The sequence below is a fragment of the Mycobacterium sp. 852002-53434_SCH5985345 genome (assembly GCF_001667155.1).
Lineage (GTDB): Bacteria > Actinomycetota > Actinomycetes > Mycobacteriales > Mycobacteriaceae > Mycobacterium.
This window is the reverse complement of sequence record NZ_LZIE01000005.1, coordinates 39,034-64,244: the sequence shown is the minus strand read 5'-3', so window position 1 is coordinate 64,244 and position 25,211 is coordinate 39,034. Positions and strand designations below refer to the sequence as shown.

General features: G+C 69.1%; 28 protein-coding genes. 19 read left to right on the top strand and 9 right to left on the bottom strand.

Going from position 1 to position 25,211, the window contains the following annotated elements:
* Positions 1-144: 144 nt before the first annotated feature.
* Positions 145-768: a hypothetical protein gene (locus A5756_RS00630; RefSeq protein WP_066945253.1), complete on the bottom strand. Its 624-nt coding sequence runs from the start codon at positions 766-768 to the stop codon at positions 145-147.
* A 170-nt stretch (positions 769-938) separates the two neighbouring features.
* On the opposite strand from A5756_RS00630, the gene A5756_RS00625 reads away from it, so the two are divergent.
* From A5756_RS00625 to aroQ, 10 genes are all read left to right on the top strand, one after another.
* Positions 939-1,328: a secondary thiamine-phosphate synthase enzyme YjbQ gene (locus A5756_RS00625; RefSeq protein WP_197505419.1), complete on the top strand. Its 390-nt coding sequence runs from the start codon at positions 939-941 to the stop codon at positions 1,326-1,328.
* 83 nt (positions 1,329-1,411) lie between these two features.
* Positions 1,412-4,117, top strand: a complete 2,706-nt coding sequence (alaS, locus tag A5756_RS00620) for an alanine--tRNA ligase (RefSeq protein ID WP_066945246.1) — start codon at positions 1,412-1,414, stop codon at positions 4,115-4,117.
* On the top strand, positions 4,118-4,627 hold the full coding sequence (ruvX, locus tag A5756_RS00615) for a Holliday junction resolvase RuvX (protein ID WP_066945243.1): 510 nt from the start codon (positions 4,118-4,120) through the stop codon (positions 4,625-4,627).
* The gene (mltG, locus tag A5756_RS00610) at positions 4,620-5,861 is read left to right on the top strand and encodes an endolytic transglycosylase MltG (RefSeq protein ID WP_066945240.1); all 1,242 of its coding nucleotides are present in this window, start codon (positions 4,620-4,622) and stop codon (positions 5,859-5,861) included. Before ruvX ends, mltG begins: the two co-directional genes overlap by 8 nt.
* Positions 5,848-6,657 (top strand): shikimate dehydrogenase, encoded by an 810-nt coding sequence (locus A5756_RS00605; protein WP_156659102.1) that lies wholly within the window; start codon positions 5,848-5,850, stop codon positions 6,655-6,657. The genes mltG and A5756_RS00605 overlap by 14 nt, the downstream gene beginning before the upstream one ends.
* Before the next feature lie 11 nt (positions 6,658-6,668).
* A complete protein-coding gene (locus tag A5756_RS00600; protein WP_066945236.1) occupies positions 6,669-7,091 on the top strand; it encodes an A24 family peptidase in 423 nt (140 codons plus the stop codon).
* Between the two features lie 57 nt (positions 7,092-7,148).
* A complete protein-coding gene (aroC, locus tag A5756_RS00595; protein WP_066945233.1) occupies positions 7,149-8,354 on the top strand; it encodes a chorismate synthase in 1,206 nt (401 codons plus the stop codon).
* A complete protein-coding gene (locus tag A5756_RS00590; RefSeq protein ID WP_066945265.1) occupies positions 8,354-8,890 on the top strand; it encodes a shikimate kinase in 537 nt (178 codons plus the stop codon). The genes aroC and A5756_RS00590 overlap by 1 nt, the downstream gene beginning before the upstream one ends.
* The gene (gene aroB / locus A5756_RS00585; protein WP_066945230.1) at positions 8,887-9,969 is read left to right on the top strand and encodes a 3-dehydroquinate synthase; all 1,083 of its coding nucleotides are present in this window, start codon (positions 8,887-8,889) and stop codon (positions 9,967-9,969) included. The genes A5756_RS00590 and aroB overlap by 4 nt, the downstream gene beginning before the upstream one ends.
* Entirely contained in the window at positions 9,969-10,409 is a 441-nt protein-coding gene (aroQ, locus tag A5756_RS00580) for a type II 3-dehydroquinate dehydratase (RefSeq protein WP_066945227.1), read from the top strand. The genes aroB and aroQ overlap by 1 nt, the downstream gene beginning before the upstream one ends.
* On the opposite strand, the gene A5756_RS00575 is transcribed toward aroQ, so the two are convergent.
* On the bottom strand, positions 10,406-11,101 hold the full coding sequence (locus A5756_RS00575) for a B-4DMT family transporter (RefSeq protein WP_066945224.1): 696 nt from the start codon (positions 11,099-11,101) through the stop codon (positions 10,406-10,408). The genes aroQ and A5756_RS00575 overlap by 4 nt on opposite strands.
* 33 nt (positions 11,102-11,134) lie before the next feature.
* Between A5756_RS00575 and A5756_RS00570 the strand changes: the two genes are divergently transcribed.
* The 6 genes from A5756_RS00570 (at position 11,135) to A5756_RS00545 (ending at position 17,028) form a co-directional block, all read left to right on the top strand.
* On the top strand, positions 11,135-12,253 hold the full coding sequence (locus A5756_RS00570) for an aminopeptidase P family protein (RefSeq protein WP_066945221.1): 1,119 nt from the start codon (positions 11,135-11,137) through the stop codon (positions 12,251-12,253).
* A 49-nt stretch (positions 12,254-12,302) separates the two neighbouring features.
* On the top strand, positions 12,303-12,524 hold the full coding sequence (locus A5756_RS00565) for a hypothetical protein (protein ID WP_066945218.1): 222 nt from the start codon (positions 12,303-12,305) through the stop codon (positions 12,522-12,524).
* Positions 12,525-12,644: 120 nt separating this feature from the next.
* Positions 12,645-13,208: an elongation factor P gene (gene efp, locus A5756_RS00560; protein WP_066945215.1), complete on the top strand. Its 564-nt coding sequence runs from the start codon at positions 12,645-12,647 to the stop codon at positions 13,206-13,208.
* On the top strand, positions 13,205-13,702 hold the full coding sequence (gene nusB, locus A5756_RS00555) for a transcription antitermination factor NusB (protein WP_066945212.1): 498 nt from the start codon (positions 13,205-13,207) through the stop codon (positions 13,700-13,702). Before efp ends, nusB begins: the two co-directional genes overlap by 4 nt.
* Entirely contained in the window at positions 13,699-14,097 is a 399-nt protein-coding gene (locus A5756_RS00550) for an antitermination protein NusB (protein ID WP_066945209.1), read from the top strand. The genes nusB and A5756_RS00550 overlap by 4 nt, the downstream gene beginning before the upstream one ends.
* A 78-nt stretch (positions 14,098-14,175) precedes the next feature.
* Entirely contained in the window at positions 14,176-17,028 is a 2,853-nt protein-coding gene (locus tag A5756_RS00545) for an aminotransferase class I/II-fold pyridoxal phosphate-dependent enzyme (RefSeq protein WP_066945204.1), read from the top strand.
* Here the strand turns inward: A5756_RS00545 and A5756_RS25170 are convergent.
* Complete coding sequence (locus A5756_RS25170) at positions 17,025-17,294, bottom strand: hypothetical protein (RefSeq protein ID WP_082959959.1); 270 nt, start codon at positions 17,292-17,294, stop codon at positions 17,025-17,027. The genes A5756_RS00545 and A5756_RS25170 overlap by 4 nt on opposite strands.
* 58 nt (positions 17,295-17,352) lie before the next feature.
* Between A5756_RS25170 and A5756_RS00540 the strand changes: the two genes are divergently transcribed.
* The gene (locus A5756_RS00540) at positions 17,353-18,774 is read left to right on the top strand and encodes a HAMP domain-containing sensor histidine kinase (RefSeq protein WP_066945200.1); all 1,422 of its coding nucleotides are present in this window, start codon (positions 17,353-17,355) and stop codon (positions 18,772-18,774) included.
* Here the strand turns inward: A5756_RS00540 and A5756_RS00535 are convergent.
* Positions 18,756-19,424, bottom strand: coding sequence for a response regulator transcription factor (locus A5756_RS00535; protein WP_066945196.1), 669 nt, complete (start codon positions 19,422-19,424; stop codon positions 18,756-18,758). The two genes, A5756_RS00540 and A5756_RS00535, sit on opposite strands and share 19 nt — an antisense overlap.
* 4 nt (positions 19,425-19,428) lie before the next feature.
* Entirely contained in the window at positions 19,429-20,205 is a 777-nt protein-coding gene (locus A5756_RS00530; protein ID WP_066945193.1) for a hypothetical protein, read from the bottom strand.
* Positions 20,206-20,492: 287 nt separating this feature from the next.
* On the opposite strand from A5756_RS00530, the gene A5756_RS00525 reads away from it, so the two are divergent.
* Positions 20,493-21,758 (top strand): MFS transporter, encoded by a 1,266-nt coding sequence (locus tag A5756_RS00525; protein ID WP_082959961.1) that lies wholly within the window; start codon positions 20,493-20,495, stop codon positions 21,756-21,758.
* Between the two features lie 39 nt (positions 21,759-21,797).
* Here A5756_RS00525 and A5756_RS00520 read toward each other — a convergent pair whose 3' ends face one another.
* From A5756_RS00520 to A5756_RS00505, 4 genes are all read right to left on the bottom strand, one after another.
* On the bottom strand, positions 21,798-22,337 hold the full coding sequence (locus A5756_RS00520; RefSeq protein WP_066945190.1) for a GNAT family N-acetyltransferase: 540 nt from the start codon (positions 22,335-22,337) through the stop codon (positions 21,798-21,800).
* A 4-nt stretch (positions 22,338-22,341) separates the two neighbouring features.
* A complete protein-coding gene (locus A5756_RS00515) occupies positions 22,342-23,547 on the bottom strand; it encodes a serine hydrolase (RefSeq protein WP_066945187.1) in 1,206 nt (401 codons plus the stop codon).
* A 5-nt stretch (positions 23,548-23,552) separates the two neighbouring features.
* A complete protein-coding gene (locus A5756_RS00510; protein ID WP_197505716.1) occupies positions 23,553-23,921 on the bottom strand; it encodes an STAS domain-containing protein in 369 nt (122 codons plus the stop codon).
* Positions 23,922-24,105: 184 nt separating this feature from the next.
* Positions 24,106-24,390: a hypothetical protein gene (locus tag A5756_RS00505; RefSeq protein WP_156659100.1), complete on the bottom strand. Its 285-nt coding sequence runs from the start codon at positions 24,388-24,390 to the stop codon at positions 24,106-24,108.
* A 338-nt stretch (positions 24,391-24,728) separates the two neighbouring features.
* Here A5756_RS00505 and A5756_RS00495 point away from each other — a divergent pair, with 338 nt between their 5' ends.
* A complete protein-coding gene (locus A5756_RS00495; protein ID WP_066945175.1) occupies positions 24,729-25,157 on the top strand; it encodes a cellulose-binding domain-containing protein in 429 nt (142 codons plus the stop codon).
* Positions 25,158-25,211 lie beyond the last annotated feature (54 nt).

The window sequence follows — 25,211 nt, the reverse complement described above, 5'->3', positions numbered from 1 at the left end:
CGCCCCCCCCCCCCCCCCCCCCCCCCCCCCCCCCCCCCCCCCCCCCCCCCCCCCCCCCCCCCCCCCCCGCCCCCCGCGGGCCCCCCCCCCCCCCCCCCCCCCCCGCTGTGCGGCTCGCCGCACACTCGGCGAAAGCCGGCGCCGCTAGACCAGTTCGGGCACCCGCAGGTGAGCGATCGCCAGCTCAAATTCGGCCACGTCAACGACCTCGGCGCCCAGCTCCCGGACGCGCCTGCTGCGCAATTCGCTGGCCCGGTCGCGGTTGCGGGCCATGGCGTCCATCGAGTCGAACGTCGAGCAGGACACCGCCCGCCGGCACGCGGGATGGTCGACCAGCAGGCTGGCGCTGCAGAACCCGTCGAGATCCTCCAGCTCCGGCAGCACCGACGTCCGGTAGAAGTCCAGGGATCGGCTCAGCTGATCAGGCACCACCTTGAGCCAGGTGGCCCGCACGCAGGCCCCCGGACGGGACGGATGGTCGCGGTGCAGCAAAGCGATGTCCCACTCCTCGACCCGCGCGCTGCCGTCGAACATCAGCGCGGCCTGATCGCGGATCGGGGCGACCCGTTCGGCGCTGGCGCGCATGGCGTCGATGCTGTCCCACGAGCTGGTGGCGATGCAGGTTCCGGACTGCCGGTCGACCAACAGTGACAGTCCGACACACCCGTCGATCTCCATGAGGGCCGGCATGACGATGTCGCGAACGTGCGCGATACCGATATCTACCGATAAGGGTTGCGCCTGGATGGTGGTGGAGCGTGCGTACACGGCCGACCTCCTCTGTTGGGGCTTGTACCGAAGGGGCCCGGTGGGCGACCGGCCCATCAGTAACCTTCCTCCTGCCCGTTGCGCGCCGCAATGCCTTGATGTGGTCGCGCTCACAAACGATTGGCTGGTCGCAACAGGTGCGCCGTAGGCTGGTTCGGATGCATACCGATGTGCTCGACGTGGACACCACACGGCGCCGCATCGTCGATCTGACCGAGGCGGTGCGGGGCTTCTGCTGGTCGCGGGGCGACGGCTTGTGCAACGTGTTCGTCCCGCACGCGACGGCGGGCGTCGCCATCATCGAGACCGGGGCCGGCTCCGACGACGACCTTCTCGACACGCTGGAACGGCTGCTGCCGCGCGACGACCGTTACCGGCACTCGCATGGCTCCCCGGGCCACGGCGCCGATCACGTGATGCCGGCGCTGGTCGCGCCGTCGGTGACGGTGCCGGTCTCCGCCGGCGAGCCGATGCTGGGCACGTGGCAAAGCATCGTGCTGGTCGACCTGAACCGGGACAACCCGCACCGCTCGGTGCGGTTGAGCTTTCTGGAGGGTTAGCGGCCCGATAGCCAGCAATTCCGGCGAATACGCTGGAATAGACGTCCACGCACAAAAAGCAAACAGGAAGAAGCGGACCAGAAGTGCAGACACACGAGATCAGGAAGAGGTTTCTTGATCACTTCGTGAAGGCGGGTCACACCGAGGTGCCCAGCGCATCGGTGATCCTCGACGACCCCAACCTGCTGTTCGTCAACGCGGGCATGGTCCAGTTCGTGCCGTACTTCCTGGGCGCCCGCACACCGCCGTATTCGACGGCCACCAGCATTCAGAAGTGCATCCGCACGCCCGACATCGACGAGGTGGGCATCACCACCCGGCACAACACCTTCTTCCAGATGGCCGGCAACTTCTCGTTCGGCGACTACTTCAAGAGCCGCGCCATCGAGCTGGCGTGGACCCTGCTGACCAACGGCGTGTCCGAGGGTGGCTACGGCCTGGACCCCGAAAGAATCTGGACGACGGTCTATTTCGACGACGACGAGGCCGTGCAGCTGTGGCAGGACATCGCCGGGCTGCCGCCCGAGCGGATCCAGCGCCGCGGCATGGAAGACAACTACTGGTCCATGGGCATCCCCGGTCCATGCGGCCCGTCGTCGGAGATCTACTACGACCGCGGCGAGGAGTTCGGCGTCGGCGGGGGCCCGGTGGCCAACGAAGACCGCTACATCGAGATCTGGAACCTCGTGTTCATGCAGAACGAACGCGGCGAGGGCACCGGCAAAACCGACTTCGAAATCCTAGGGCCCTTGCCGCGCAAGAACATTGACACCGGCATGGGCGTCGAGCGCGTCGCGTTCGTCCTGCAGGGCGTGCACAACGTCTACGAGACCGACCTGCTGAGGCCCGTCATCGATGCCGTGGCCGCCCGTGCGCCGCGCGGTTACGACGCCGGCAATCACGAGGACGACGTGCGCTACCGGGTCATCGCCGACCACAGCCGCACCGCGGCGATCCTGATCGGAGACGGCGTCACTCCCGGCAACGATGGGCGCGGGTACGTGCTGCGCCGCCTGCTGCGCCGGGTGATCCGGTCGGCCAAGCTGCTCGACATCGAAGGCCCGATCGTCGGCGAGCTGATGGCAACCGTGCGCGACGCGATGGGGCCGTCGTATCCCGAACTGGTCGCCGACTTCGACCGGATCAGGCGCATCGCCGTCGCCGAGGAGACCGCGTTCAACCGCACGCTGGCGGCCGGCTCCAAGCTGTTCGACGAGGTGGCCGGCACCACGAAAGCGTCTGGTAAGAAAGCGATTTCCGGCTCGGATGCCTTTACGCTGCATGACACCTACGGCTTCCCGATCGAGCTGACCCTGGAGATGGCCTCCGAGGCCGGCCTGCAGGTCGACGAGATCGGCTTCCGGGAACTGATGGCCGAACAGCGCCGCCGGGCCAAGGCGGACGCCGCCGCCCGCAAGCACGCGCACGCCGACCTGAGCGCCTACCGCGAGCTGGTCGACGCCGGCCCAACCGAATTCACCGGATTCGACGAACTGGCTTCCGAGGCAAGGATTCTGGGCATCTTCGTCGACGGGAAGCGGGTGCCGGTGGTCACCCACGGCTCGCAAACGGAAGGGGCCGGGGCGCACCAGGTCGAACTCGTGCTGGACCGCACCCCGCTGTACGCCGAATCCGGCGGCCAGATCGCCGACGAGGGCACCATCACCGGGACCGGGGCGGGCGAGAGCGCCCGCGCGGCGGTCACCGACGTGCAGAAGATCGCCAAAACCCTGTGGGTGCACCGGATTAACGTCGAGTCCGGCGAATTCGTGGAGGGCGACACCGTGGTGGCGGCGGTCGACCCGGAATGGCGCCGCGGTGCCACCCAGGGTCACTCGGGCACCCACATGGTGCACGCCGCGCTGCGACAGGTGCTCGGCCCCAACGCCGTTCAGGCCGGGTCGCTGAACCGCCCGGGCTACCTGCGGTTCGACTTCAACTGGCAGGGTTCGCTGTCCGACGAGCAGCGCACGCAGATCGAAGAGGTCACCAACGAGGCCGTCCAGGCGGACTTCGAGGTGCACACCTTCACCGAGCAGCTCGAGAAGGCCAAGGCCATGGGGGCGGTCGCGCTGTTCGGCGAGAGCTACCCGGAGCAGGTGCGGGTGGTGGAGATCGGCGGCCCGTTCTCGCTGGAACTCTGCGGTGGCACCCATGTCCACAACTCGGCGCAGATCGGGCCGGTGACCATCCTGGGCGAATCGTCGGTCGGTTCCGGGGTGCGCCGCGTGGAGGCCTACGTCGGGCTGGACTCGTTCCGCCACCTGGCCAAGGAGCGCGCCCTGATGGCTGGGCTGGCTTCGTCGCTGAAGGTGCCGTCCGACGAGGTGCCCATCCGGGTGGCCGGCCTGGTGGAGCGGCTCAAGGCCGCCGAGAAGGAACTCGAACGCGCGCGGCTGGCCGGGGCGCGCGCCGCCGCGACCAGCGCCGCGGCCGGCGCGGAGCGTATCGGTAACGTCCGTGTGGTGGCGCAACGGATGTCGGCGGGGATGACGGCGGGCGACCTGCGTTCCCTGGTGGGCGACATTCGCGGCAAGCTGGGCAGCGACCCCGCCGTGGTGGCGCTGATCGCGGAAGGGGAGGGCGGCACCGTGCCCTACGCGATCGCCGCGAACCCGGCCGCCCAAGACCTCGGGATCCGCGCCAATGACCTGATCAAGCAGCTGGCCGCGACCGTCGACGGCCGCGGCGGGGGCAAACCGGATCTCGCGCAGGGTTCCGGAAAGGACCCGACCCGCATCGACGCCGCGCTCGAGGCCGTCCGCTCTGAGATAGCGCGGGTCGGCTGAGTGGTTCCCACAGAGCATCGCCTGCCCGACCGGCCCGGCGACCCTGACCAGGATCCCGGACGGGGCCCACGGCTCGGCGTCGACGTGGGCAGCGTGCGCATCGGTGTCGCCTGCAGCGACCCCGACGGCATCCTGGCCACGCCCGTGGAAACCGTGCGCCGCGACCGTTCCGGCAAACACGTGCGGCGGCTGGCCGAGCTGGCCGCGGAGCTCGGGGCGGTCGAGGTGGTCGTCGGGTTGCCGCGGACACTGGCCGACCGCACCGGTCCGTCGGCGGTCGACGCGATGGAGCTGGCCGACGCATTGGCCCAGCGCATCGCCCCGACGCCCGTGCGGCTGGCCGACGAGCGCCTGACCACCGTCAGCGCGCAGCGATCGCTGCGCGCGGCCGGCGTGCGCGCCAGGGAGCAGCGGGCGGTGATCGACCAGGCGGCCGCGGTGGCCATCCTGCAGAGCTGGCTCGACCAACGCCGAGCCACCCTGACGGCGGGGGACTCCACCGATGGTTGACAGCGCACGGCGCGAACGGGCCGAGCCCGAAGCGGTCGGTTCGTCGCGCAAAGGGAGCCGCGTTTCCCGGAACCGGGCCGAGCGGGGGCGTCGCCGGCGGCGGTTCGCCGGCAAGATCATGCTCGCGGTCGTCGCCGTCGTCGTGCTGGTGGGAGTCTTCGTCGGCGCCAAGCTGTGGCACACGGTATTCGGCTCCGGCGACGACTACACCGGAACCGGCAAGCGCGACATCGTGATTCAGATCAAGGACGGTGACTCGACCACCATGGTCGGGGAGACGCTGCAGCACGAGCAGGTGACCAAGACCGTTCGGGCATTCGTCAACGCCGCGCACGGCAACACCAAGATCTCTTCGATCCAGCCCGGCTTCTACCGGATGCGCACCGAGATCCCGGCGGCCAATGCCGTCGAGCGGCTGGCCGACCCGAACAGCCGGGTGGGCCGGCTGGTCATCCCGGAAGGCCGCCAGCTCGACGACACCACCGACATGAAGACCAACAAGGTGACCCCGGGGATCCTGACGCTGATCTCACGTGCCACCTGCGTGACCCTGGACGGCAACCAGCACTGCGTCGCGGTGGAGGAACTGCGGGCGGCGGCGACCAACAGCACGCCCGCGGCCCTGGCGGTGCCGCCGTGGGCGCTCGAGCCGTTCACCGAGCTCGGCAAGGACCATCGCCGGATCGAGGGGCTGATCGCGCCGGGCACCTTCAACGTCGACCCCTCTACGTCGGCCGAGACGATCCTGTCGGGCCTGATCAGCGCCGGCGCCGTGGAGTACATGAAGTCGGGGTTGGTCGACACCGCCCAGGCCATGGGCCTGTCGCCCTACGACATCCTGGTGGTGGCGTCACTGGTCGAGCAGGAATCCAAGTCGCAGGACTTCGCGAAGGTCGCGCAGGTCATCTACAACCGCCTGCACGCTCACCACACGCTGGAATTCGACTCGACGGTCAACTACCCGCTGGACCGCCGGGAAGTGGCCACCACCGACGCCGACCGCGCCCAGAAGACGCCGTGGAACACCTACGTGTCGCAGGGGTTGCCGGCGACCGCGATCTGTTCGCCCGGGGTGGACGCCCTGCATGCCGCCGAGCATCCCGAGCCCGGTGACTGGTTGTACTTCGTCACCATCGATGCCCAGGGGACGACGCTGTTCACCAAGGATTATCAGCAGCATCTGGCCAACATCGAGCTGGCTAAGCGCAACGGTGTCCTCGATAGCGCGCGCTGACGGCGCACCCCGAAAAGCGGCGGTGCTCGGCAAGCCGATCGCCCACTCGAAGTCCCCGCAACTGCACCTGGCCGCCTACCGGGCGCTGGGGCTGCACGACTGGACCTACGAGCGCATCGAGTGCGACGCCGAGCAGCTACCCGCGGTGGTCGGCGGGTTCGGGCCCGAGTGGGTCGGGGTGTCGGTGACCATGCCGGGCAAGTTCGCCGCGTTGCGGTTCGCCGACGAGCGCACCGAACGCGCCGAGCGGGTGGGGTCGGCCAACACCCTGGTCCGCACGGAAGCGGGCTGGCGGGCGGACAACACCGACATCGACGGCGTGGCGGGGGCGCTGGGGTCAGCGGCCGGGCCGGCGCTGGTGTGCGGGTCGGGTGGCACCGCGCCGGCGGCCGTGTTGGGGCTGGCCCAGCTGGGCGTCACCGCCATCACCGTCGTCGCGCGCAATCCGGACAAGGCCGCCCGGCTGGTGGAGCTCGGCACGGGAATCGGGGTGTCGACGCGGTTCGTGGGTCTGGACAGCGACGAGTTGCCCGCCGCGGTGGCCGGCGCGGAGGTGCTGGTCAGCACGATTCCCGCCGAGGTCGGGGCGCGGTATGCGAACACCTTCGCGGCCATCCCGGTGCTGCTCGACGCCGTCTACGACCCGTGGCCCACGCCGCTGGCCGCCGCGGTCGCCGACGCCGGCGGGCGCGTGATCAGCGGCCTGCAGATGCTGCTGCATCAGGCCTTCACCCAGGTCGAGCTATTCACAGGCCTGCCGGCGCCGCGAGAGGCGATGGCCGCCGCCTTGGGCTAGCGTCCCGCGGCATGCGGGTGACTGCGGCGGTCGCGGTGCTGGTCTGGCTGGCGGTGTTGAGCGGTTACGACATCCGCGAGCGCCGGTTGCCGAACCTGCTGACGCTGCCCGGGGCCGGGATGATCCTGCTGGCGGCCGCCGTGTCCGGGCGCGGCTGGCCCGCCCTCGCAGGGGCGACGGCGTTGACCGCGGTCTATCTGCTGGTGCATTCCGTGGCCCCGGCGGGGATGGGGGCGGGAGACGTCAAGCTCGCGATCGGCCTGGGGGCGCTGGCCGGCTGTTTCGGCGTCGGGGTGTGGTTCCTGGCGGCGCTGGCGGCGCCGCTGCTGACCGTGACGTGGGGCCTGCTCGGCGGCGCGGACGCCGCGTCGGTGCCGCACGGCCCCTCGATGTGCGCGGCCACCGCCGCCGCAATCGGCCTGGTGCTGATGTGAGCCCGACGGCCACGCGCGGATTTAAGCCCACCCGGGCGCACATGGGAAGATGATCGGGTGTTGCGTTGGATCACCGCCGGGGAGTCCCATGGCCGCGCCTTGGTGGCCATGCTCGAGGGCATGGTCGCCGGCGTCGAGGTCAACTCGACCGATATCGGCGACCAGTTGGCCCGCCGCCGGCTCGGTTACGGCCGCGGCGCGCGGATGAAGTTCGAGCGCGACGCGGTGACCGTGCTCTCCGGGGTGCGCCACGGCATCACGCTGGGCGGCCCCATCGCCATCGAGATCGGCAACACCGAGTGGCCCAAGTGGGAGACCGTGATGGCCGCCGACCCGGTCGACCCGGCGGAGCTGGCCAATGTCGCGCGCAACGAACCGCTCACCCGGCCGCGGCCCGGCCATGCCGATTACGCGGGCATGCTCAAGTACGGCTTCGACGACGCCCGGCCGGTGCTGGAGCGGGCCAGCGCCCGGGAGACGGCAGCCCGCGTCGCGGTGGGCACCGTCGCGCGGTCCTTCCTGCGCCAGGCCCTGGGTGTCGAGGTGCTTTCGCACGTGATCGCGATCGGTCCGTCGGCTCCCTACGACGGTCCGCCGCCCCGCCCGGAAGACCTGCCCGCGATCGACGACAGCCCGGTGCGCGCCTTCGACAAAGAGGCTGAGAAGTCCATGATCGCCGAGATCGAGGCGGCCAAGAAGGACGGCGACACCCTCGGCGGCGTGGTCGAGGTGGTGGCCACGCGTCTGCCGGTCGGGCTGGGTTCGTTCACCAGCGGCGACAACCGGCTCGACAGCCAGCTCGCCGCCGCGGTGATGGGCATCCAGGCCATCAAGGGCGTGGAGATCGGCGACGGGTTCGAAACCGCCCGCCGCCGCGGTAGCCGCGCCCACGACGAGATGTATCCCGGACCCGACGGTGTGGTCCGCTCGACCAACCGTGCGGGCGGGCTCGAGGGCGGCATGACCAACGGGCAGCCGCTGCGGGTGCGCGCCGCGATGAAACCCATCTCCACCGTGCCGCGGGCGCTGGCCACCGTCGACATGGCGACCGGCGACGAGGCCGTCGCCATCCACCAGCGCTCGGACGTGTGTGCGGTGCCGGCCGCAGGCGTCGTGGTCGAGGCCATGGTGGCGTTGGTGCTGGCCCGGGCGGCGCTGGAGAAGTTCGGCGGCGATTCGCTCACCGAAACCCGCCGCAACATCGAGGCGTATCAGCGCGCGGTCGCCGACCGGGAAGCGCCGGCCGCCCGGGGTACCGCGTGATGGCACCCAGGGCCGTACTCGTCGGGTTGCCGGGCTCGGGCAAGTCCACCATCGGGCGGCGCCTGGCCAAGGCGCTCGGTGTCGGGTTCCTCGACACCGACGCGGCGATCGAGCAGCAGACCGGACGCAGCATCGCCGACATCTTCGCCGCGGAGGGGGAGCAGGAGTTCCGCCGCATCGAGGAGGGCGCGGTGCGCGCCGCGCTGGCCGACCATGACGGCGTGGTGTCGCTCGGCGGTGGGGCCGTTACCAGCCCGGGGGTCTGCGCGGCGCTCGCCGGCCACACCGTCATCTACCTGGAGATCAGCGCCAACGAGGGCGTGCGGCGCACCGGCGGCAGCGCCGTGCGCCCGCTGCTCGCCGGCCCGGACCGGGCCGAGAGATACAAAGCGCTGATGGCCGAGCGGGTCCCGCTGTACCGGCGCGTGTCGACGATCCGCGTCGACACCAACCGCCGCAATCCCGGGGCGGTCGTGCGCTACATCGTGTCCCGGCTGCAGACCCCCGAGAACGCCCACGCGAAGGCGGCGACATGACCCACACCGTGCAGGTGGCCGTCGATCCGCCCTACCCGGTGATCATCGGCACCGACCTGGGCGACGAGCTGGTCGAACTGCTCTGCGACCGGCATCGGGTGGCCATCGTGCACCAACCGCCGCTCGCGCAAACCGCCGAAGCGATCCGAAGCCGCTTGGCGGACAAGGGCGTTGACGCGCACCGCATCGAAATCCCGGACGCCGAGGCCGGAAAGGATCTTCCCGTTGTGGGCTTCCTCTGGGAAGTCTTGGGCCGCATCGGGATTGACCGCAAAGACGCGTTGGTCAGCCTCGGCGGCGGCGCCGCCACCGACGTCGCCGGGTTCGCGGCGGCCACCTGGCTGCGCGGCGTCGACATCGTCCACATTCCCACCACGTTGCTCGGCATGGTCGACGCGGCCGTCGGCGGCAAGACGGGCATCAACACCGACGCGGGTAAGAACCTGGTGGGCGCGTTCCATCAGCCGCTGGCGGTGCTGGTCGACCTGGCGACCCTGGAGACGTTGCCGCACAACGAACTCGTCGCCGGAATGGCCGAGGTGGTCAAGGCCGGCTTCATCGCCGACCCGGTGATCCTCGATCTCATCGAGGCCGACCCGCAGGCCGCCGTGGACCCCGCGGGTGACGTGCTTCCGGAGCTGATCCGGCGCTCGATCGCCGTCAAGGCGGAGGTGGTCGCCGCCGACGAGAAGGAGTCGGAGCTGCGCGAAATTTTGAACTATGGCCACACATTGGCGCATGCGATCGAGCGCAGGGAGCGCTACGAGTGGCGGCACGGTGCCGCGGTGTCGGTGGGCCTGGTGTTCGCCGCGGAACTGGCCCGGCTGGCCGGGCGGCTCGACGATGCGACCGCGCAGCGTCATCGCACCGTCCTGTCGGCGCTCGGCCTGCCTGTCGGCTACGACGCCGACGCGTTGCCGCAACTGCTGGAATACATGGCCCAGGACAAGAAGTCGCGCGCCGGCGTGCTGAGGTTCGTGGTGCTCGACGGCCTGGCCAAGCCGGGGCGGCTGGCCGGCCCCGACCCGTCGTTGCTGGCGGCGGCATACGCGGGGCTGTCCGACGAAGAGGACGCCTGATGACCCCCACCGTCAACGTGATCAATGGCCCGAACCTGGGCCGCCTGGGCCGCCGCGAGCCGGAGGTCTACGGGGACACCACGCACGACCAACTGGCCGAGCTCATTGAGCGGGAGGCCGCCGCGCTCGGCTTGAAAGCCGTTGTGCGCCAAAGCGACAACGAAGCCCAACTGCTGGATTGGATCCATTCTGCCGCCGACGCGGGCGAACCGGTGATCCTCAACGCCGGCGGGCTGACCCACACCTCGGTTGCGCTTCGCGACGCGTGCGCCGAGTTACGCGCGCCCCTGATCGAGGTGCACATCTCCAACGTGCATGCCCGCGAAGACTTTCGGCGGCACTCGTACCTCAGCCCGGTCGCGACGGGGGTGATCGTCGGGCTCGGAATCCAGGGCTACCTGCTCGCCCTGCGCTACCTGGCGGAAACCGCCAAGGGTTAGCCCTTGCCGGGCTCGCTGCCCGGCGTGGTGGGCTCGTCGCCGGCCTTGCGGATCACCTCGGTTTTGGGCTCGGACTCGGTCTTGGCGATCGTTTCGGTGGGCGCCTCCCGCTCGGCCGTGGCGACCGCCGCGGTCCGCTCCTCGTGCTGCGCTCCCGCCGTGGGGATCTCCCCGGTCGGCGCGTCGTCACCGCGTACCGCGGAGAACACGTCAGTGTCGCTGTCCCGCCCTTCCTTGTCGCCAAGGCCGTGGCGCTTCTCCGGCTCCTTCTCGTACTGCCGGTCCACCCGCCAGCGGCCGATGGTCACGCCGATGATCCCGGGCAGGAACACGCAGAGCGCGGTGAACGCCGCGAACGTGGTCAGCTCGTTGATCAGGCCGCCGGTGTAGAGACCCTTGTACACCAGCGCGATGAGCCAGGAGACGGCGCCGGACAGGACGCCGGCCACCAGGCCGGCCAGCAGCCAGGTCATCGCCAGATCGCGGCGCCGGTCCGGGTCCGGGTTCGCGTGGGCGTCGGCCCGGCCGTCGAATACCCCCCAAACGGCCACGCCGATGATGAACAGAAGCAGCAGCACCACGCTGAATAGCCCGGCCTGCGTCTGCCATGCATTTATCAACGCGCCTTGGAACAAGCGGACGATTACCATCGCCGCGGCGTACACCAATCCGCGCAGCATCCAGGACCTCATGGGCAATCAGCGTAGCGAGTACCGTCAAGGGTCGTGACACATTCTCAGCGCCGAGACAACCTGAAGGCGCAAATTCGAGCCGCTGGACTGGACGCGATGCTGGTCAGCGACCTGAACAACGTGCGCTACCTATCCGGTTTCACCGGATCTAACGGCGCGTTGTTGGTTTTCGCCGACGATCGGGGCGCGGTGCTGGCCACCGACGGCCGGTATCGCACCCAGGCCGCGGAGCAGGCGCCCGGGCTCGAGATCGCCATCGAACGCGCCCTCGGGCGCCACCTGGTCGGCCGGGCCGCCGAGGACGGCGTCGAGAAGCTGGGCTTCGAAAGCAACGTGGTGACCGTCGACGCCTTCGACGTCCTGACCGGCGAGCTCGGCGAGCGCAAGGCGGCCACCGAGCTGGTGCGGGCCGCCGGGACCGTCGAGGCGCTGCGCGAGGTCAAGGACGACGGCGAGGTGGCGCTGCTGCGGCTGGCCTGCGAGGCGGCCGACGCCGCCCTCGCCGCCCTGGTGGAGGGCGGCGGCCTGCGGCCCGGCCGGACTGAACGTGAGGTGAGCCGCGAGCTCGAGGCGCTGATGCTCGACCACGGCGCCGACGCGATCTCGTTCGAGACCATCGTGGCCGCCGGGCCGAATTCGGCGATCCCGCATCACCGCCCCACCGACGCCGCGCTGGCCGCCGGCGACTTCGTCAAGATCGACTTCGGCGCGCTGGTGGCCGGCTATCACTCCGACATGACCCGCACCTTCGTGCTCGGCAAGGCCGCCGACTGGCAGCTGGAGATCTATCAGCTGGTCGCCGACGCCCAGCGGGCCGGGCGGGAGGCGTTGCGGGCGGGCGCCAACCTGCGCGACGTCGACGGCGCGGCGCGCCAACTGATCGTCGACGCCGGTTACGGCGAGCAGTTCGGCCACGGGCTGGGGCACGGCGTGGGGTTGCAGATCCACGAGGCGCCGGGGATCGGCGCCACGTCCACCGGCACGTTGCTGGCCGGTTCGGTGGTGACCGTCGAGCCGGGCGTCTACCTGCCGGGCCGCGGCGGCGTGCGCATCGAGGACACCCTGGTCGTGCCCGGCGAGGCGGCGGCGACCCGCGGGCAGGCGCCGGAGTTGCTCACCCGGTTTCCGAAGGATTTCGCGGTTCTGGCCTAGGCGAACCGCGCGGTTCGGCGGCCGGCGGCCGGGGGTAAAGTCGGGTGGCGTGAATGGGGTGGAGCCAATCGAGCGTGGGCTGGCGCGCTTGCGGGACTTTCGGTGGGAACTGAACGCCCAGCCCTTGCGGGAGCTGCGGCTGGAGATCGACATCGTGTATTTCCCCGTCCCGGTGCCGTTTTCCGGCGGGAGAAAGCTCAATGTCCCCTTCTTGACGATGATCAGGCCGCTGCGGCCCTCGCCGAGCGAGCCGGCCGAGGCCGGCCCTTAAGCCGGGAGCTTCCCGCCGCCACCCGACGCGCGGGCGTGGGCCGCGTCGCGCTTTAGACTGACGGACAAATTGCAGACAGGTCGCGAACGACTGTCCATCCTCTAGGAGATACACCGAACCGTGGCAAGCACCGCCGATTTCAAGAACGGACTGGTGCTGGTGATCGACGGCCAGCTCTGGCAGATCGTTGAGTTCCAGCACGTCAAACCGGGCAAGGGCCCGGCCTTCGTGCGCACCAAGCTGAAGAATGTGCTTTCCGGCAAGGTCGTCGACAAGACGTACAACGCCGGCGTGAAGGTGGAGACGGCGACCGTCGACCGGCGCGACGCCACCTACCTGTATCGCGACGGCTCGGACTTCGTGTTCATGGACAGTCAGGACTACGAGCAGCACCCGCTGCCGGAGTCGCTGGTCGGCGACGCCGCCCGGTTCCTGCTCGAGGGCCTGCCGGTGCAGGTGGCGTTCCACAACGGGGCCCCCCTGTACCTCGAGCTGCCGGTGTCGGTCGAGATGGAGGTCACGCACACCGAGCCGGGCCTGCAGGGCGACCGGTCCAGCGCCGGCACGAAACCCGCCACCGTGGAGACCGGGGCGGAGATTCAGGTGCCGCTGTTCATCAACACCGGCGACAAGCTGAAGGTGGACACGCGCGACGGCAGCTATTTGGGGCGCGTCAACGCGTGAGCAGGCCCGTCCGGGGGCGCCATCAGGCCCGCAAGCGTGCCGTCGACCTGTTGTTCGAGGCCGAGGCCCGCGGGCTGGGCCCGGCCGAGGTCGTCGACGGGCGCGCCACCCTGGCCGCGGCGAACTCCGAGGTGGCGCCGTTGCAGCCGTACACGGTCGCGGCCGCCCGGGGCGTCGGTGCGCACGCCGCCCATATCGACGACTTGATCAGCTCGCACCTGCAGGGCTGGACGCTGGACCGGCTGCCCGCCGTTGATCGCGCCATCCTGCGGGTCGCGGTGTGGGAGCTGCTCTACGCCGACGACGTGCCGGAGCCGGTCGCCGTGGACGAGGCCGTGCAACTGGCCAAGGAGCTGTCCACCGACGACTCGCCGGGCTTCGTCAACGGCGTGCTGGGCCAGGTCATGCTGGTGACCCCGCAGATCCGGGCGGCCGCCGAGGCGGTGCGCATCCGTGCGGCCGGCGCGCCGGAAACCGAGGAACACCAGGCGTGACCCGGCTGGAGCTGCGCGCCGTCGTCGCGGGGTTGCTGGCCGCGACGGTGGTGCTGGGTGCTGTGGTCTGCGCCGCCTTCGGCTGGACCATCGTCGCGTCGGCGCTGTCGATCTACGCGCTCGCGGTGGGCGCCTGGTTGTATCACTGCGTCGAGCGGCTGATCGTGGCCCGCCGCATCAGCACGGTTCGCACCGCCGCGCGGCCGCTGCAGCCGCTGCTGCCCGTGATGGCCGCGCTCATGGGCCTGACCCAGTCCGTGGTGCGATCGCTGTCCGACGTCACCGAGTTGCCGGCCCGCCGCTGGGAGCTTCCGGTCCTGCGCTGGGTGGACAGCACGCGGGCCAACCGGCGCATCGTGGACGCCGACGAGGATGACGACGAGCTGAACAGCTGAGGAGAGCTCACGCGAAACGATCACGCGGGCAGCGCGGCGGGGTGAGAATACAAGTCGCTCAGAAGAACAGGTGAGGTCATGACTCGATACACCACCCAGCCGCGACGACTCCGCGTCTCCGCGCTGGCGGCGGTGGCCAACCCGTCCTACGCCCGCGTCGACACTTGGAATCTGCTCGACGACGCGTGCCGCCACCTCGCCGAGGTCGACCTGGCCGGGCTCGACAAGACCCACGACGTGGCCCGGGTCAAGCGCCTGATGGACCGCATCGCCGCCTACGAGCGTTACTGGCTGTATCCGGGTGCGGCGAACCTGGCGACCTTCCGCGCGCACCTCGAGAGCCTGTCCACGGTGCGGCTCACCGAAGAGGTTTCCATGGCCGTCCGGCTGCTGAGCGAATACGGCGACCGCGCAGGGCTTTTCGACACCTCGGCGCCGCTGGCCGACCAGGAGCTGGTGGCCCAGGCCAAACAACAGCAGTTCTACACCGTCTTGCTCGCCGACGACGCGCCGGCGACGGCCCCGGACTGCCTGGCCGAATGCCTGCGGGACCTGCGCAACCCGTCCGACGACGTGCAGTTCGAGATCCTGGTGGTGCCCAGCGTCGAAGACGCGATCGCCGCGGTTGCCCTGAACGGCGAGATCCAGGCCGCCATCATCCGCGACGACCTGCCACTGCGCTCTCGAGACCGGCTGCCGCTGATGAACACCCTGCTGGGGGCCAACGAAGACGTGGATATTCCCGACCGCGCCAACGACTGGGTGGAGTGTGGCGAATGGATCCGCGAATTGCGGCCCCACATCGACCTGTATCTGCTGACCGACGAGTCCATCGCGGCGGGCGATGACACCGAGCCCGACGTCTACGACCGGACGTTCTACCGGCTCAACGATGTCACCGACCTGCACAGCACCGTCCTCGCAGGGCTTCGAAATCGTTACGCCACGCCATTTTTCGATGCGCTGCGGGCGTATGCGGCGGCACCGGTCGGCCAATTCCACGCGCTGCCCGTCGCGCGCGGTGCCAGCATCTTCAACTCGAAGTCGTTGCAAGACATGGGCGAGTTCTACGGCCGCAACATCTTCATGGCCGAGACCTCGACCACATCCGGCGGCCTGGACTCGTTGCTCGACCCGCACGGCAACATCAAGAAGGCGATGGATAAGGCCGCGCACACGTGGAATTCCGACCACACGTATTTCGTCACCAACGGGACGTCCACCGCCAACAAGATCGTCGTCCAGTCTCTGACCCGGCCGGGCGACATCGTGCTGATCGACCGCAACTGCCACAAGTCGCACCACTACGGGCTGGTGCTGGCCGGCGCCTACCCGCTGTACCTGGATGCTTATCCGTTGCCGCAGTTCGCGATCTACGGGGCGGTGTCGCTGCGCACGATCAAGCAGACGCTGCTGGATCTCGAGGCGGCCGGCCAGCTGGACCGGGTGCGCATGCTGCTGCTGACCAACTGCACCTTCGACGGCGTGGTCTACAACCCGCTGCAGGTCATGCTGGAGGTGCTGGCCATCAAGCCGGATATCTGCTTCCTGTGGGACGAGGCGTGGTACGCGTTCGCCACGGCCGTGCCCTGGGCCCGGCAGCGAACGGCGATGGTGTCGGCCGAGCGCCTCGAGAAGATGCTGGCGTCGCCGGAATACGCTGCCGAGTACCGGGATTGGGCGGCATCGATGGAAGGTGCCGATCGGTCGGAGTGGGTCGACCGCCCGCTCTTGCCCGACCCCGCCCGTGCGCGGGTCCGCGTGTACGCGACACATTCGACGCACAAGTCGCTGTCGGCGCTGCGGCAGGCGTCGATGATCCACGTCCGGGACCAGGATTTCAACGCGCTGGCCCGCGACGCCTTCGGTGAGGCGTTCCTGACGCACACCTCCACCTCACCGAACCAGCAACTCCTGGCCTCGCTGGACCTGGCGCGCCGGCAGGTCGACATCGAGGGCTTCCAGCTGGTCCGGCAGACCTACGACATGGCGCTGGTATTCCGCCACCGGGTGCGCCGAGACCGGTTGATCAGCAAGTGGTTCCGCATCCTCGACGAGTCCGACCTGGTGCCCGAGGAGTTTCGGGCGTCGTCGGTGAGTTCCTACCGCGAGGTCCGGCAGGGGGCGCTGGCCGAGTGGAATGAGGCGTGGCGGTCCGATCAGTTCGTGCTGGACGCGACGCGGGTGACCTTGTTCGTCGGCAAGACGGGGATGAACGGATACGACTTCCGCGAAAAGATCCTGATGGACCGATTCGGCATCCAGATCAACAAGACGTCCATCAACAGCGTGCTGCTGATCTTCACCATCGGTGTGACCTGGTCGAGCGTGCACTATCTCCTCGACGTATTACGCAGGGTGGCAATCGATTTCGACCGCGCCGAGAACGCCGCCAGTGTCGCCGACCGGGCATTGCAGGAGCGTCACGTCGAGGAGATCACGCAGGACCTGCCGCACCTGCCCGACTTCAGCGAGTTCGACGTCGCCTTCCGGCCGGTGGACGCGTGCATCTTCGGCGACATGCGGTCGGCCTTCTACGCCGGATACGAGGAGTCCGATCGCGAGCACGTGCTGATCGGCATGGCGGGCCGGCGGTTGGCGGAGGGCAAGACGCTGGTGTCCACCACGTTCGTGGTGCCCTACCCGCCCGGCTTCCCGGTGCTGGTCCCCGGTCAGGTGGTGTCCAAGGAGATCATCTACTTCCTGGCCCAGCTGGACGTGAAGGAGATACACGGCTACAACCCCGACCTGGGGCTGTCGGTGTTCACCGAGACGGCGCTGGCGCGGATGGAGGCCCAGCGGAACGCGGCGCTGGCGGCGGTGGGTACGGCGTATCCCTCGTTCGAGTTGCCGTCGGACGCTACGGGGATGAACGGCACCGGCAATGGTGACCGTGTCGCGCGAGCCGTCAGCGAAGGTGCCGGCGGCTAGGGGCGCGACGGGGCCGGGTGTGGGGGTGCGGGCTGCGCCCAGCCGAGCTCGCCTGCCCGGATCCCTCGGGTGATCTCGTCGCTGCGGGCCGGGCTGCCGGCCGGCGCCGTTTCCGGACAGCTGCAGCTGAGGGTCCTGAACACGCCCGGGTCGGCGCCCGCGGGCACCGCTGCCACCAGCCCCAATCCAACGGCAATGGCGGCGTAGACCAGCATTCGGGTGGTCGCGCGGTTCTTGTGACGCGCCGGGCGTGCAGTACCAGACATGACGGTGTCAGCGTAGGAGCCGATCGCTGAGAAGCCGCTGAGAAGAGGGCTGACCTCGATGTTTCCCGGTTGGGCGCGGCCCTGCAGAATCGGAGGGGTGTTGTCGCCTCGCCTCCCGCACTGGGGCATCGCCGCTCGCTCGGCCGCCGTGTCGGCTGTCGTCGTGCTCTGCGCCCTCGCCCTCGCCGGTGCGGGGCTGGACGCGATTCTGTACCGGTCGCTACTGGTGGGCGTCGATTATGCCGCCGCCGAACGAGTTCGCGACCTGGCGAAGGCGCTGCAGGCCGAGCCGCCGGCCGGCCTCGACAACGCCCTGTTGACCACCGACCCGAGGGTGGTCGCCGTGCAAGTGATCGCCCCCGACGGGCGGGTGGTCAAGCGGTCGCGCTCCGCACCCGCCACGCCGCTCGTTCCCGTGAGCGGGTTCGACTTCGCGCTGCGTCGCGGTCTGCCCGACGACGCGGTGGCGGGTGACGACATGCGCGTCAGCGGTCAGCGGGTCGCAACCCCGTCCGGCGAATACACGGTGCTCGTGGGCGGGGGGAGCGAGGCGGTCGAGGAGACCGCGCGGACCGTCGCCCTGCTCCTGGCGGCCGGTGCGCCCATCGTCATCGCGGGGGCGGCGGTCGCGACGTTCTTGCTGGTTCGCCGGTCGCTGCGATCGGTGGACGCGATCCGCGCGCGCGTGGCCGAGATCTCGACCTCCGACCTGGCCGAGCGGGTGCCGGTACCCAATGGCCGCGACGAGATCGCGGCTCTGGCGGTGACCATGAACCGGATGCTGTCCCGTATCGAAGCCGGCCACCGTGCGCAACAGCGCTTTATCGGCGACGCGTCGCATGAACTGCGCAGCCCGCTGGCCACCATCATCTCCGGGCTGGAAGTGGCCGAGGCCCATCCAGACCTGCTCGACGCCGAGTTGGCGGTCAACACGCTGCTTCCCGAGGCGCAACGCATGCACGCGCTGATCGAAGACCTGCTGCTGCTGGCCCGCGCCGACGAGCAGAGCCTGGTGCGGCGCAAGGAAGTACTGGCCCTCGATGAGGTCGCCGATGTCGAGGTCACCCGCGTGCGACGGGAGGGTCGCTGCGCAATCGACACCGACATCCGTCCGGTTCGTTGCACCGGCGACCCGATGGCCATCTCGCGAATTATCCGCAACCTGGTGGAAAACGCTGTCCGCCACGCTACTTCGCGTGTCGCCGTACAAGTCGGCAGCGGCAACGGGACGGCCATCGTTACCATCAGCGATGACGGCCCGGGGATCTCCCCGGCCGACCGAACCCGGGTGTTCGAGCGCTTCGTGCGTCTGGATTCCGACCGTGCCCGCAGCGGCGGGGGAGCCGGCCTGGGCCTCGCGATCGTCGCCGAGGTGGTCGCCGCTCACGGCGGCTCGGTCACGATCGAGGACCGGCCGGGCGGCGGAACCCGGATGGTGGTGTCCCTGCCGTTACGCGACCCTCAGCACAGCAGCCGGTAACCGACGCCCCGCATGGTTTCGATGGTGTTGGTGCCGAAGGGAATATCGATCTTGCGACGCAGATATCCCACGTAGACCTCGACCACGTTGTCGGGCCCGCGGTAGTGCGCATCCCACACGTTGCGCAGTATCTCGGCCTTGGTCACGACCATGTCCTTGTTGCGCATGAGGAATTCGAGCACCCCGAATTCCCTGGGGGTCAACGTGATCGGGGTCGAGTCGCGGTGGACGGTGTGCCGCGCGGGGTCCAGGCGCAGCGATCCGGCGGTCAGCACCGTGGGCCGCTCCGGCACGCCGCGGCGCATCAGGGCGCGCAGCCGCGCCACCAGCACCCGAAACGAGAACGGTTTGGTCAGGTAGTCGTCGGCTCCCAGGTCGAAAGCGTCCGTTTCGTCGTACTCACCGTCCTTGGCGGTCAGCATCAGGACCGGCGTCCACACGTTTTGCGTCCGCATCCGGCGCAGCACCTCGTATCCGCTGTGGCCGGGCAGCATGATGTCGAGGATCACCACGTCGAAGCCGGTGTCGACCGCCTCCCGCAGGCCGTCGACGCCCGTGCCGACGGCCACGACGACGAATCCCTCCGCCCTGAGCCCCCGAGCGAGAGTGGCCGACAGCCGCGCTTCGTCCTCGACGAGAAGGACTCTCATGCCATCACGCCTCTTCGTGGGCCGCGCCGGGGTGGTGTCCCGGACGCTGCGGCAAGACCACGATCAACGCCACGATGATCACCGCGAGCACGGCCGAGGCCAGCGGGCGGCTCAGGTTGAGGCCGCCGTCGGCGACCGGCTTGTCGATGAAGTCGCCGATCGTCGCGCCCAATGGGCGGGTCAGGATGAACGCAACCCAGAACAACGCGACCCGCGATAGGGCGGTCCAGTAGTAGAGCGCGATGACGACGGCAAGGCCGGCGGCGAATACCAACGCCCCACGCTCGTAACCGAATCCGCGGGTGTCCGCGAGCCAGTCGCCCAGCGCGGTGCCCAGGGTCTGCGAGAACGTGATGGTCGCCCAATAGAAGGCCTCGACTTTCGGCGTCGAGACGGTGGTGACCGACACGGTGCCCTCCGACCAACGCCACAGGCCCAAGGTGGCCAGGAGGCAACCCAGCAGCAGGAGCGACCCGCCGGTGTAACCGATGCCGAGCGATCGGTCGGCGAAGTCGGCCAGCGTCGTGCCGAACGTCGTCGACGCCACGATCGTCGCCCAGTACAGGCTCGCGTGGAAACGCTTGGCGACGATCTGAGCGGCAACCAGCACCACCAGCGCGACGCCGAAAAGGGCGACCCCGGCCGCGTAGCCCCAGTTCAGCGTCATCGTGACGGTGTCGCCGCCCGTCTCGCCCAACGTGGTCGCCAAGATCTTGATGATCCAGAAACCCAGGGTGACTGCTGGCACTTTGGTCAGGGCTTGCCGCGAAACGTCACTCATCCACAGTCGTCTTCCGGTGTCGTCGTTGATGCCTTCCTAGGGTAGTCGCGCTGAGAAAACGCTGAGTGCGCGGATAAGAAAGCGCTGTGTCCACACTGTGAATCGCGGTCTCGGATGGCCGTCCCGCCCGGGCCCCAAACAGCCGGGTGCACAATACAGTTCGCAGTTCGGGCGATGGCGGCCGGCGCGTAGACGCTGAGATTTTTGTGTCAATTGCCTTAGCGTTCAATAAGTTACAGCGCTCTTGGCGCCAGGCGCCGGGTGAACGTCGTGCCACGATGGTTTGCATGCTTTCCGGGGCGGGTAGCGTGAGCCAACTGGGCGCGGGCGCGCGCTGGTCGGTCATGATCGTCTCCTTGGGGGTGACGGCGACGTCGTTCCTGTTCATCAATGGCGTTGCGTTCCTGATCCCGTCGCTGCAGGGCCGCCGCGGCATCCCGTTGACGGAAGCCGGCCTGGTGTCGTCCATGCCGAGCTGGGGGATGGTGGTGACACTTGTGCTCTGGGGCTGGGTGCTGGACCGCGTCGGCGAGCGGCTGGTGCTGACGGCGGGCTCGGCGCTCACGGCGGCAGCGGCCTACGCCGCGGCGTCGGCCCATTCGATGGTGGCCATCGCTGTCTTCCTCTTTCTCGGTGGGATGGCCGCGGCCAGCTGTAACACCGCCGGCGGGCGGCTGGTGTCCGCGTGGTTCCCGGCGCACCAACGCGGCCTGGCGATGGGCATCCGCCAGGCCGCGCAGCCGTTGGGTATCGCGTTGGGCGCGTTGGTGATTCCGGAGCTGGCCGAGCATGGTCCCCGTTCGGGGCTGATGTTCCTCGCGCTCATGTGCACGGTGGCGGCTGCGGCCAGCGCGCTGGGGATCGTCGATCCGCCGCGGAAATCGCGCCAGGCGGCCACCGACACGGAACTGGCGAGTCCATATCGCGGGTCGTTCGTGCTGTGGCGGATTCACTCGGTAGGCGCCCTGCTGATGATGCCGCAAACGGTGACCGTGACGTTCGTGCTCGTGTGGCTGATGAATCGCCATGGCTGGTCGGTCGCTGCCGCCGGCGGTCTGGTCACCGTGTGCCAGCTGCTGGGCGCGCTGGGCCGAATCGCGGTCGGGCGGTGGTCGGACCGCGTCGGCTCGCGGATGCGGCCGGTCCGCGCCATCGCCATCGCCGCCGCGCTGGCGCTGCTCCTGCTCGCCCTCACCGACGGCACGGGGTCGGGCTACGACGTGTTGCTCATGGCCGCCGTCACGGTGATCGCGATGCTCGACAATGGGCTCGAGGCCACCGCCATCACCGAGTTCGCCGGCCCGTTCTGGAGCGGGCGCGCCCTGGGCGTGCAGAACACCACTCAGCGACTGATGGCCGCCGCAGGGCCACCATTGTTCGGCGCGCTGATCGTCGCCGCCGAATACCCGCCCGCCTGGGCGCTTTGCGCGCTGTTCCCATTGGCGGCCGTCCCGCTGGTGCCCACCCGGCTGCGACCGTCGGGACCGGGCAACCCGAAAAGCGCTGCGCCATCACAATTTACGCTGAATCGGGAGGTGACTGCCGCTCCGTAATCGCGCTCGACGAACCCGGGCAGCGGTGTTCGAGTGTGCTCAGCGCAGAATCCTCGCGTAGAGCAGGCTGTCTTGCGGCTCGGGCCCCAAGTTGGGGTAGACCGCGTGGCGGGCCAGCCGGCCCTCCAACACGAAACCGGCCCGTTGCAGCAACCGCGCCGAACGCTCGTTTTCCACATTGCAAGTGGCCCACACCCGATACACCGACCGGTCGCTGTCGAGCGCGGTCAACAGCATGTCGAGCACCTCGGCCATCAGACCCTTGCCCCACCACCGTCGACCCAGGCAATAACCGATCTCGACCGAGTGCGGCACCGGACGCCGGCAGCTCGCCAGCCCGACCACCTCACCGCTGTGCCGCAGCTCGATCGCCCAGGTCCGCTCGTCGGCCGTGGCGTTGAGCTTTTCGGTGATCACCCGCCGTGTCGCCGCCACGTCGGGATGCGGTGCCCACATCAGGTACCTGGTGACCTCGGGGTCGCGGGCCACCCGCTGGAAGAGTGCCCCGGCGTCGTCGAGCACGGGCCGGCGCAGCACCAGCCGCGGCCCGGTGATGCGGTCGGGTGGGTAATCGGCCACGGCGCTAGAGGCCGAGCGCTTGATAGGTGCGGCGGACGAATTTCGGCTGCGCCGATTGGAGCTTCGCCAGCGAGGTGTTACCGGCTATGGCCGCCGCCACGTCCGCGGACATGTCGGGCAGGTTCTGCACGAGATAGATCAAGACCAGGTCGGCGCTCGGATCGGCCTGCCACCACGTCCCATAGGCACCCGGCCAGCTGAACGTCCCGAGGCCGCCCGGCCCGAACAACGGCGCGCTCTTGGCGGGATCGGTCACCACCGACAGGTTCAGGCCGAAGCCGCGGCCCACCCAATACGGCGCCCCGAGGAAGTTGTGCCGCTTCTGTTCGTCGGTGAGCCGGTCGGTGCGCATCAGACGGGCGGATTCGGGTGACAACACCCGCTCGCCGTCGATCGCTCCGTCGCCGAGCAGCATCCGCACGAACCGCAGGTAGTCGTCGGCGGTCGACCACAGGCCGCCACCCGCGTTGGGGAACGACGGCGGCGTGATGTGCGGCGGCCCCATCACGTCGTGGTGCAGTTGGCCCTGCCCGTCGAGCCGGTACATGGTCGCGGCGCGCCGGCGCGCCTCGGGGGACACGAAGAACCCGGTGTCGGGCATGCCCACCGGGCCCAGCACGCGTTCGTCGAGAACCTGGTGGAACGGCTTGTCTTCGATGCGTGCCGCGATGACGCCCAGCAGGTCGATGGAGTGGCTGTAGGTGAGTCGGTCGCCCGGCTGATGCACCAGCGGCAGCTTGGCCAGCTCGGCCAGCCAGGCGTCCGGGCCCTGGTTGAACGGCAGCCGCACGTAGGCCTTGGCGATCGGCCCGGACACCGAGAATCCGTAGGCCATGCCGCTGGTGTGGGTGAGCAGATCTTCGATGAGGATGGCGCGCCGCGCCGGATGCGTCCGGTCCAAGGGGCCGTGCGGGTCGTCGAGCACCCGCACGTCGGCCAGCTCGGGCGCCCAGCGCACGATCGGGTCTTTCAGCGTCAGCTTGCCCTCGTCGACCAGGCTCATCACCGCCGCGACGGTGACCGGCTTGGTCATCGACGCGATCCGGAACAGCGTGTCGCGCTGCATCGGCAGGCCCGCGTCCACATCGCGATGACCGATTTCGTTGACCTGCAGCACTTCTCCGCGCTGCCACACCAGCGTCAGCGCACCGGCGAGCAGTCCCGCGTCGCACACTTCGCGGATGGAGGCCGCATTGGCGTCGAGATTCACCCGAATCAGGTTAGCGTCGGGTCCGGGGGAGCCGCGGCCAAGGCTTCATCAACGGTGGGATAGAGGTCGATGAACTCGTCGAGGCCCACGATGCGCAGCGGCCGGCTGGTGGCCGAGCCGTCGGCGGCCACCCGCAGTGACGTCGGGCTGTTCTCGGTCAGGCGATGCACCTCGACCAGCACGGTGATGCCGGCAGAGGACAAGAAATCGACCTCGGTGAGGTCGATGACGAGCACCGCGGGCGTGTCGGCCAGGGCAATGTCTATATGCGTGGCGAGCGAGGGCGCGGTGATGATGTCCACCACACCACTGACCTGCAACACCACCGCGTCACCGGCATCGCGGCGGTTGACCCAGAACTCCTCGCTCCTCACCACCCGAACGTACTGTCTTCTCGGCCGCGGGCGAAGACCCGGTCCGAAATCCCGCCGCCGCGGCGAGCGGCAGGTTTGGTCAGAGATCGTCAGCGGGCCGATGAGACATCACCGTTGAGGCGACTAGGCAAGGCGACTCTGAAGGCTCGGTGGAAACGCAGCCGCCGCAACTGAGAGGGCGCCCCTACGCTGAAGGCTTCTGAGGCTTTTCCTGTAGCACCAGGGTCACAACAACGTTGATCGCCATCAACGCGAGGGTTGCCACTTGCAACCAGAAAATTGTTTTGTGGCTGTGCATGTTCTGAGCGGCCAACACCAGGAATGCCGCAACTGCTACCAACTGCAACACGGTGGCGCACGTCGCAGCTCTGGGCTTCGAGCGCGGTGGCGACTGAACGAGACGGCGGATGGTAACGGCCAACGCCGCGGCGATGAATGCGGCGCCGGAGATCAGTAATACGATTTGCATCCTCAGCCCTTGCCTACGGCGCACAGGGGGCGAGCCCCCCGTTCGATGCGGCAACACCGATAGCCGCGTTGATCATGCTGATCGCGTGGGTTGATTTTAGTTCGGTCACCGGATGGGGCGCTATTCACTCATTCACCCAGGGTGCTCGCCGGTTCAGCACGCGGTAGGTCATACTGCTGGCGGCGCAGTGCGGCGGCCACGAATCCTGCCCGTCCCCAGGCCAGCGCGCCGTTGTCTCCCGGCCAAAATTTCATGACGGTTTCGGTTGGGCAAAGGTCCGGCAGCATGCCCGCGCTGCGCCGGCCCATCTCGGCCGCGTGGTTCTACTGTTGGCTGCTATGGCCGAACTGAGCAAATACGTGAAGCGCTGGCGCGCAGCGGTTCACGTATCCGTGTCGGCACTGCTGGTTGGTGCGATGGGACTCGCCGTGAGCCCCGCGGCTCATGCGGCTGCGGCGTCGGCGACGTTGTCGGTGGAACATGCGTGGCAGACCGGTTTCATCGCCAACTTCACCGTCACCAACTTGAGCATGGCGCCGCTGACCGATTGGCGGCTTGACTTCGACATGCCGGCGGGACAATCCGTCGTGCACACGTGGAACAGCACCATCACCCAATCGGGCACCCACTTCGTTCTCACCCCCGCGAACTGGAATCGCAGTATCGCACCGGGTGGTTCAGCCACGGGTGGCCTGAGAGGCGTGGTGAGCGGTTCCTTCACGCCGCCGTCGAATTGTCTGCTCAACGGGCAATACCCCTGCACCTAGCGGCGGCTGCGCACTGAGACTCGCGGGTAGCGCGGTCGAAGTCCCTTCGCTGCG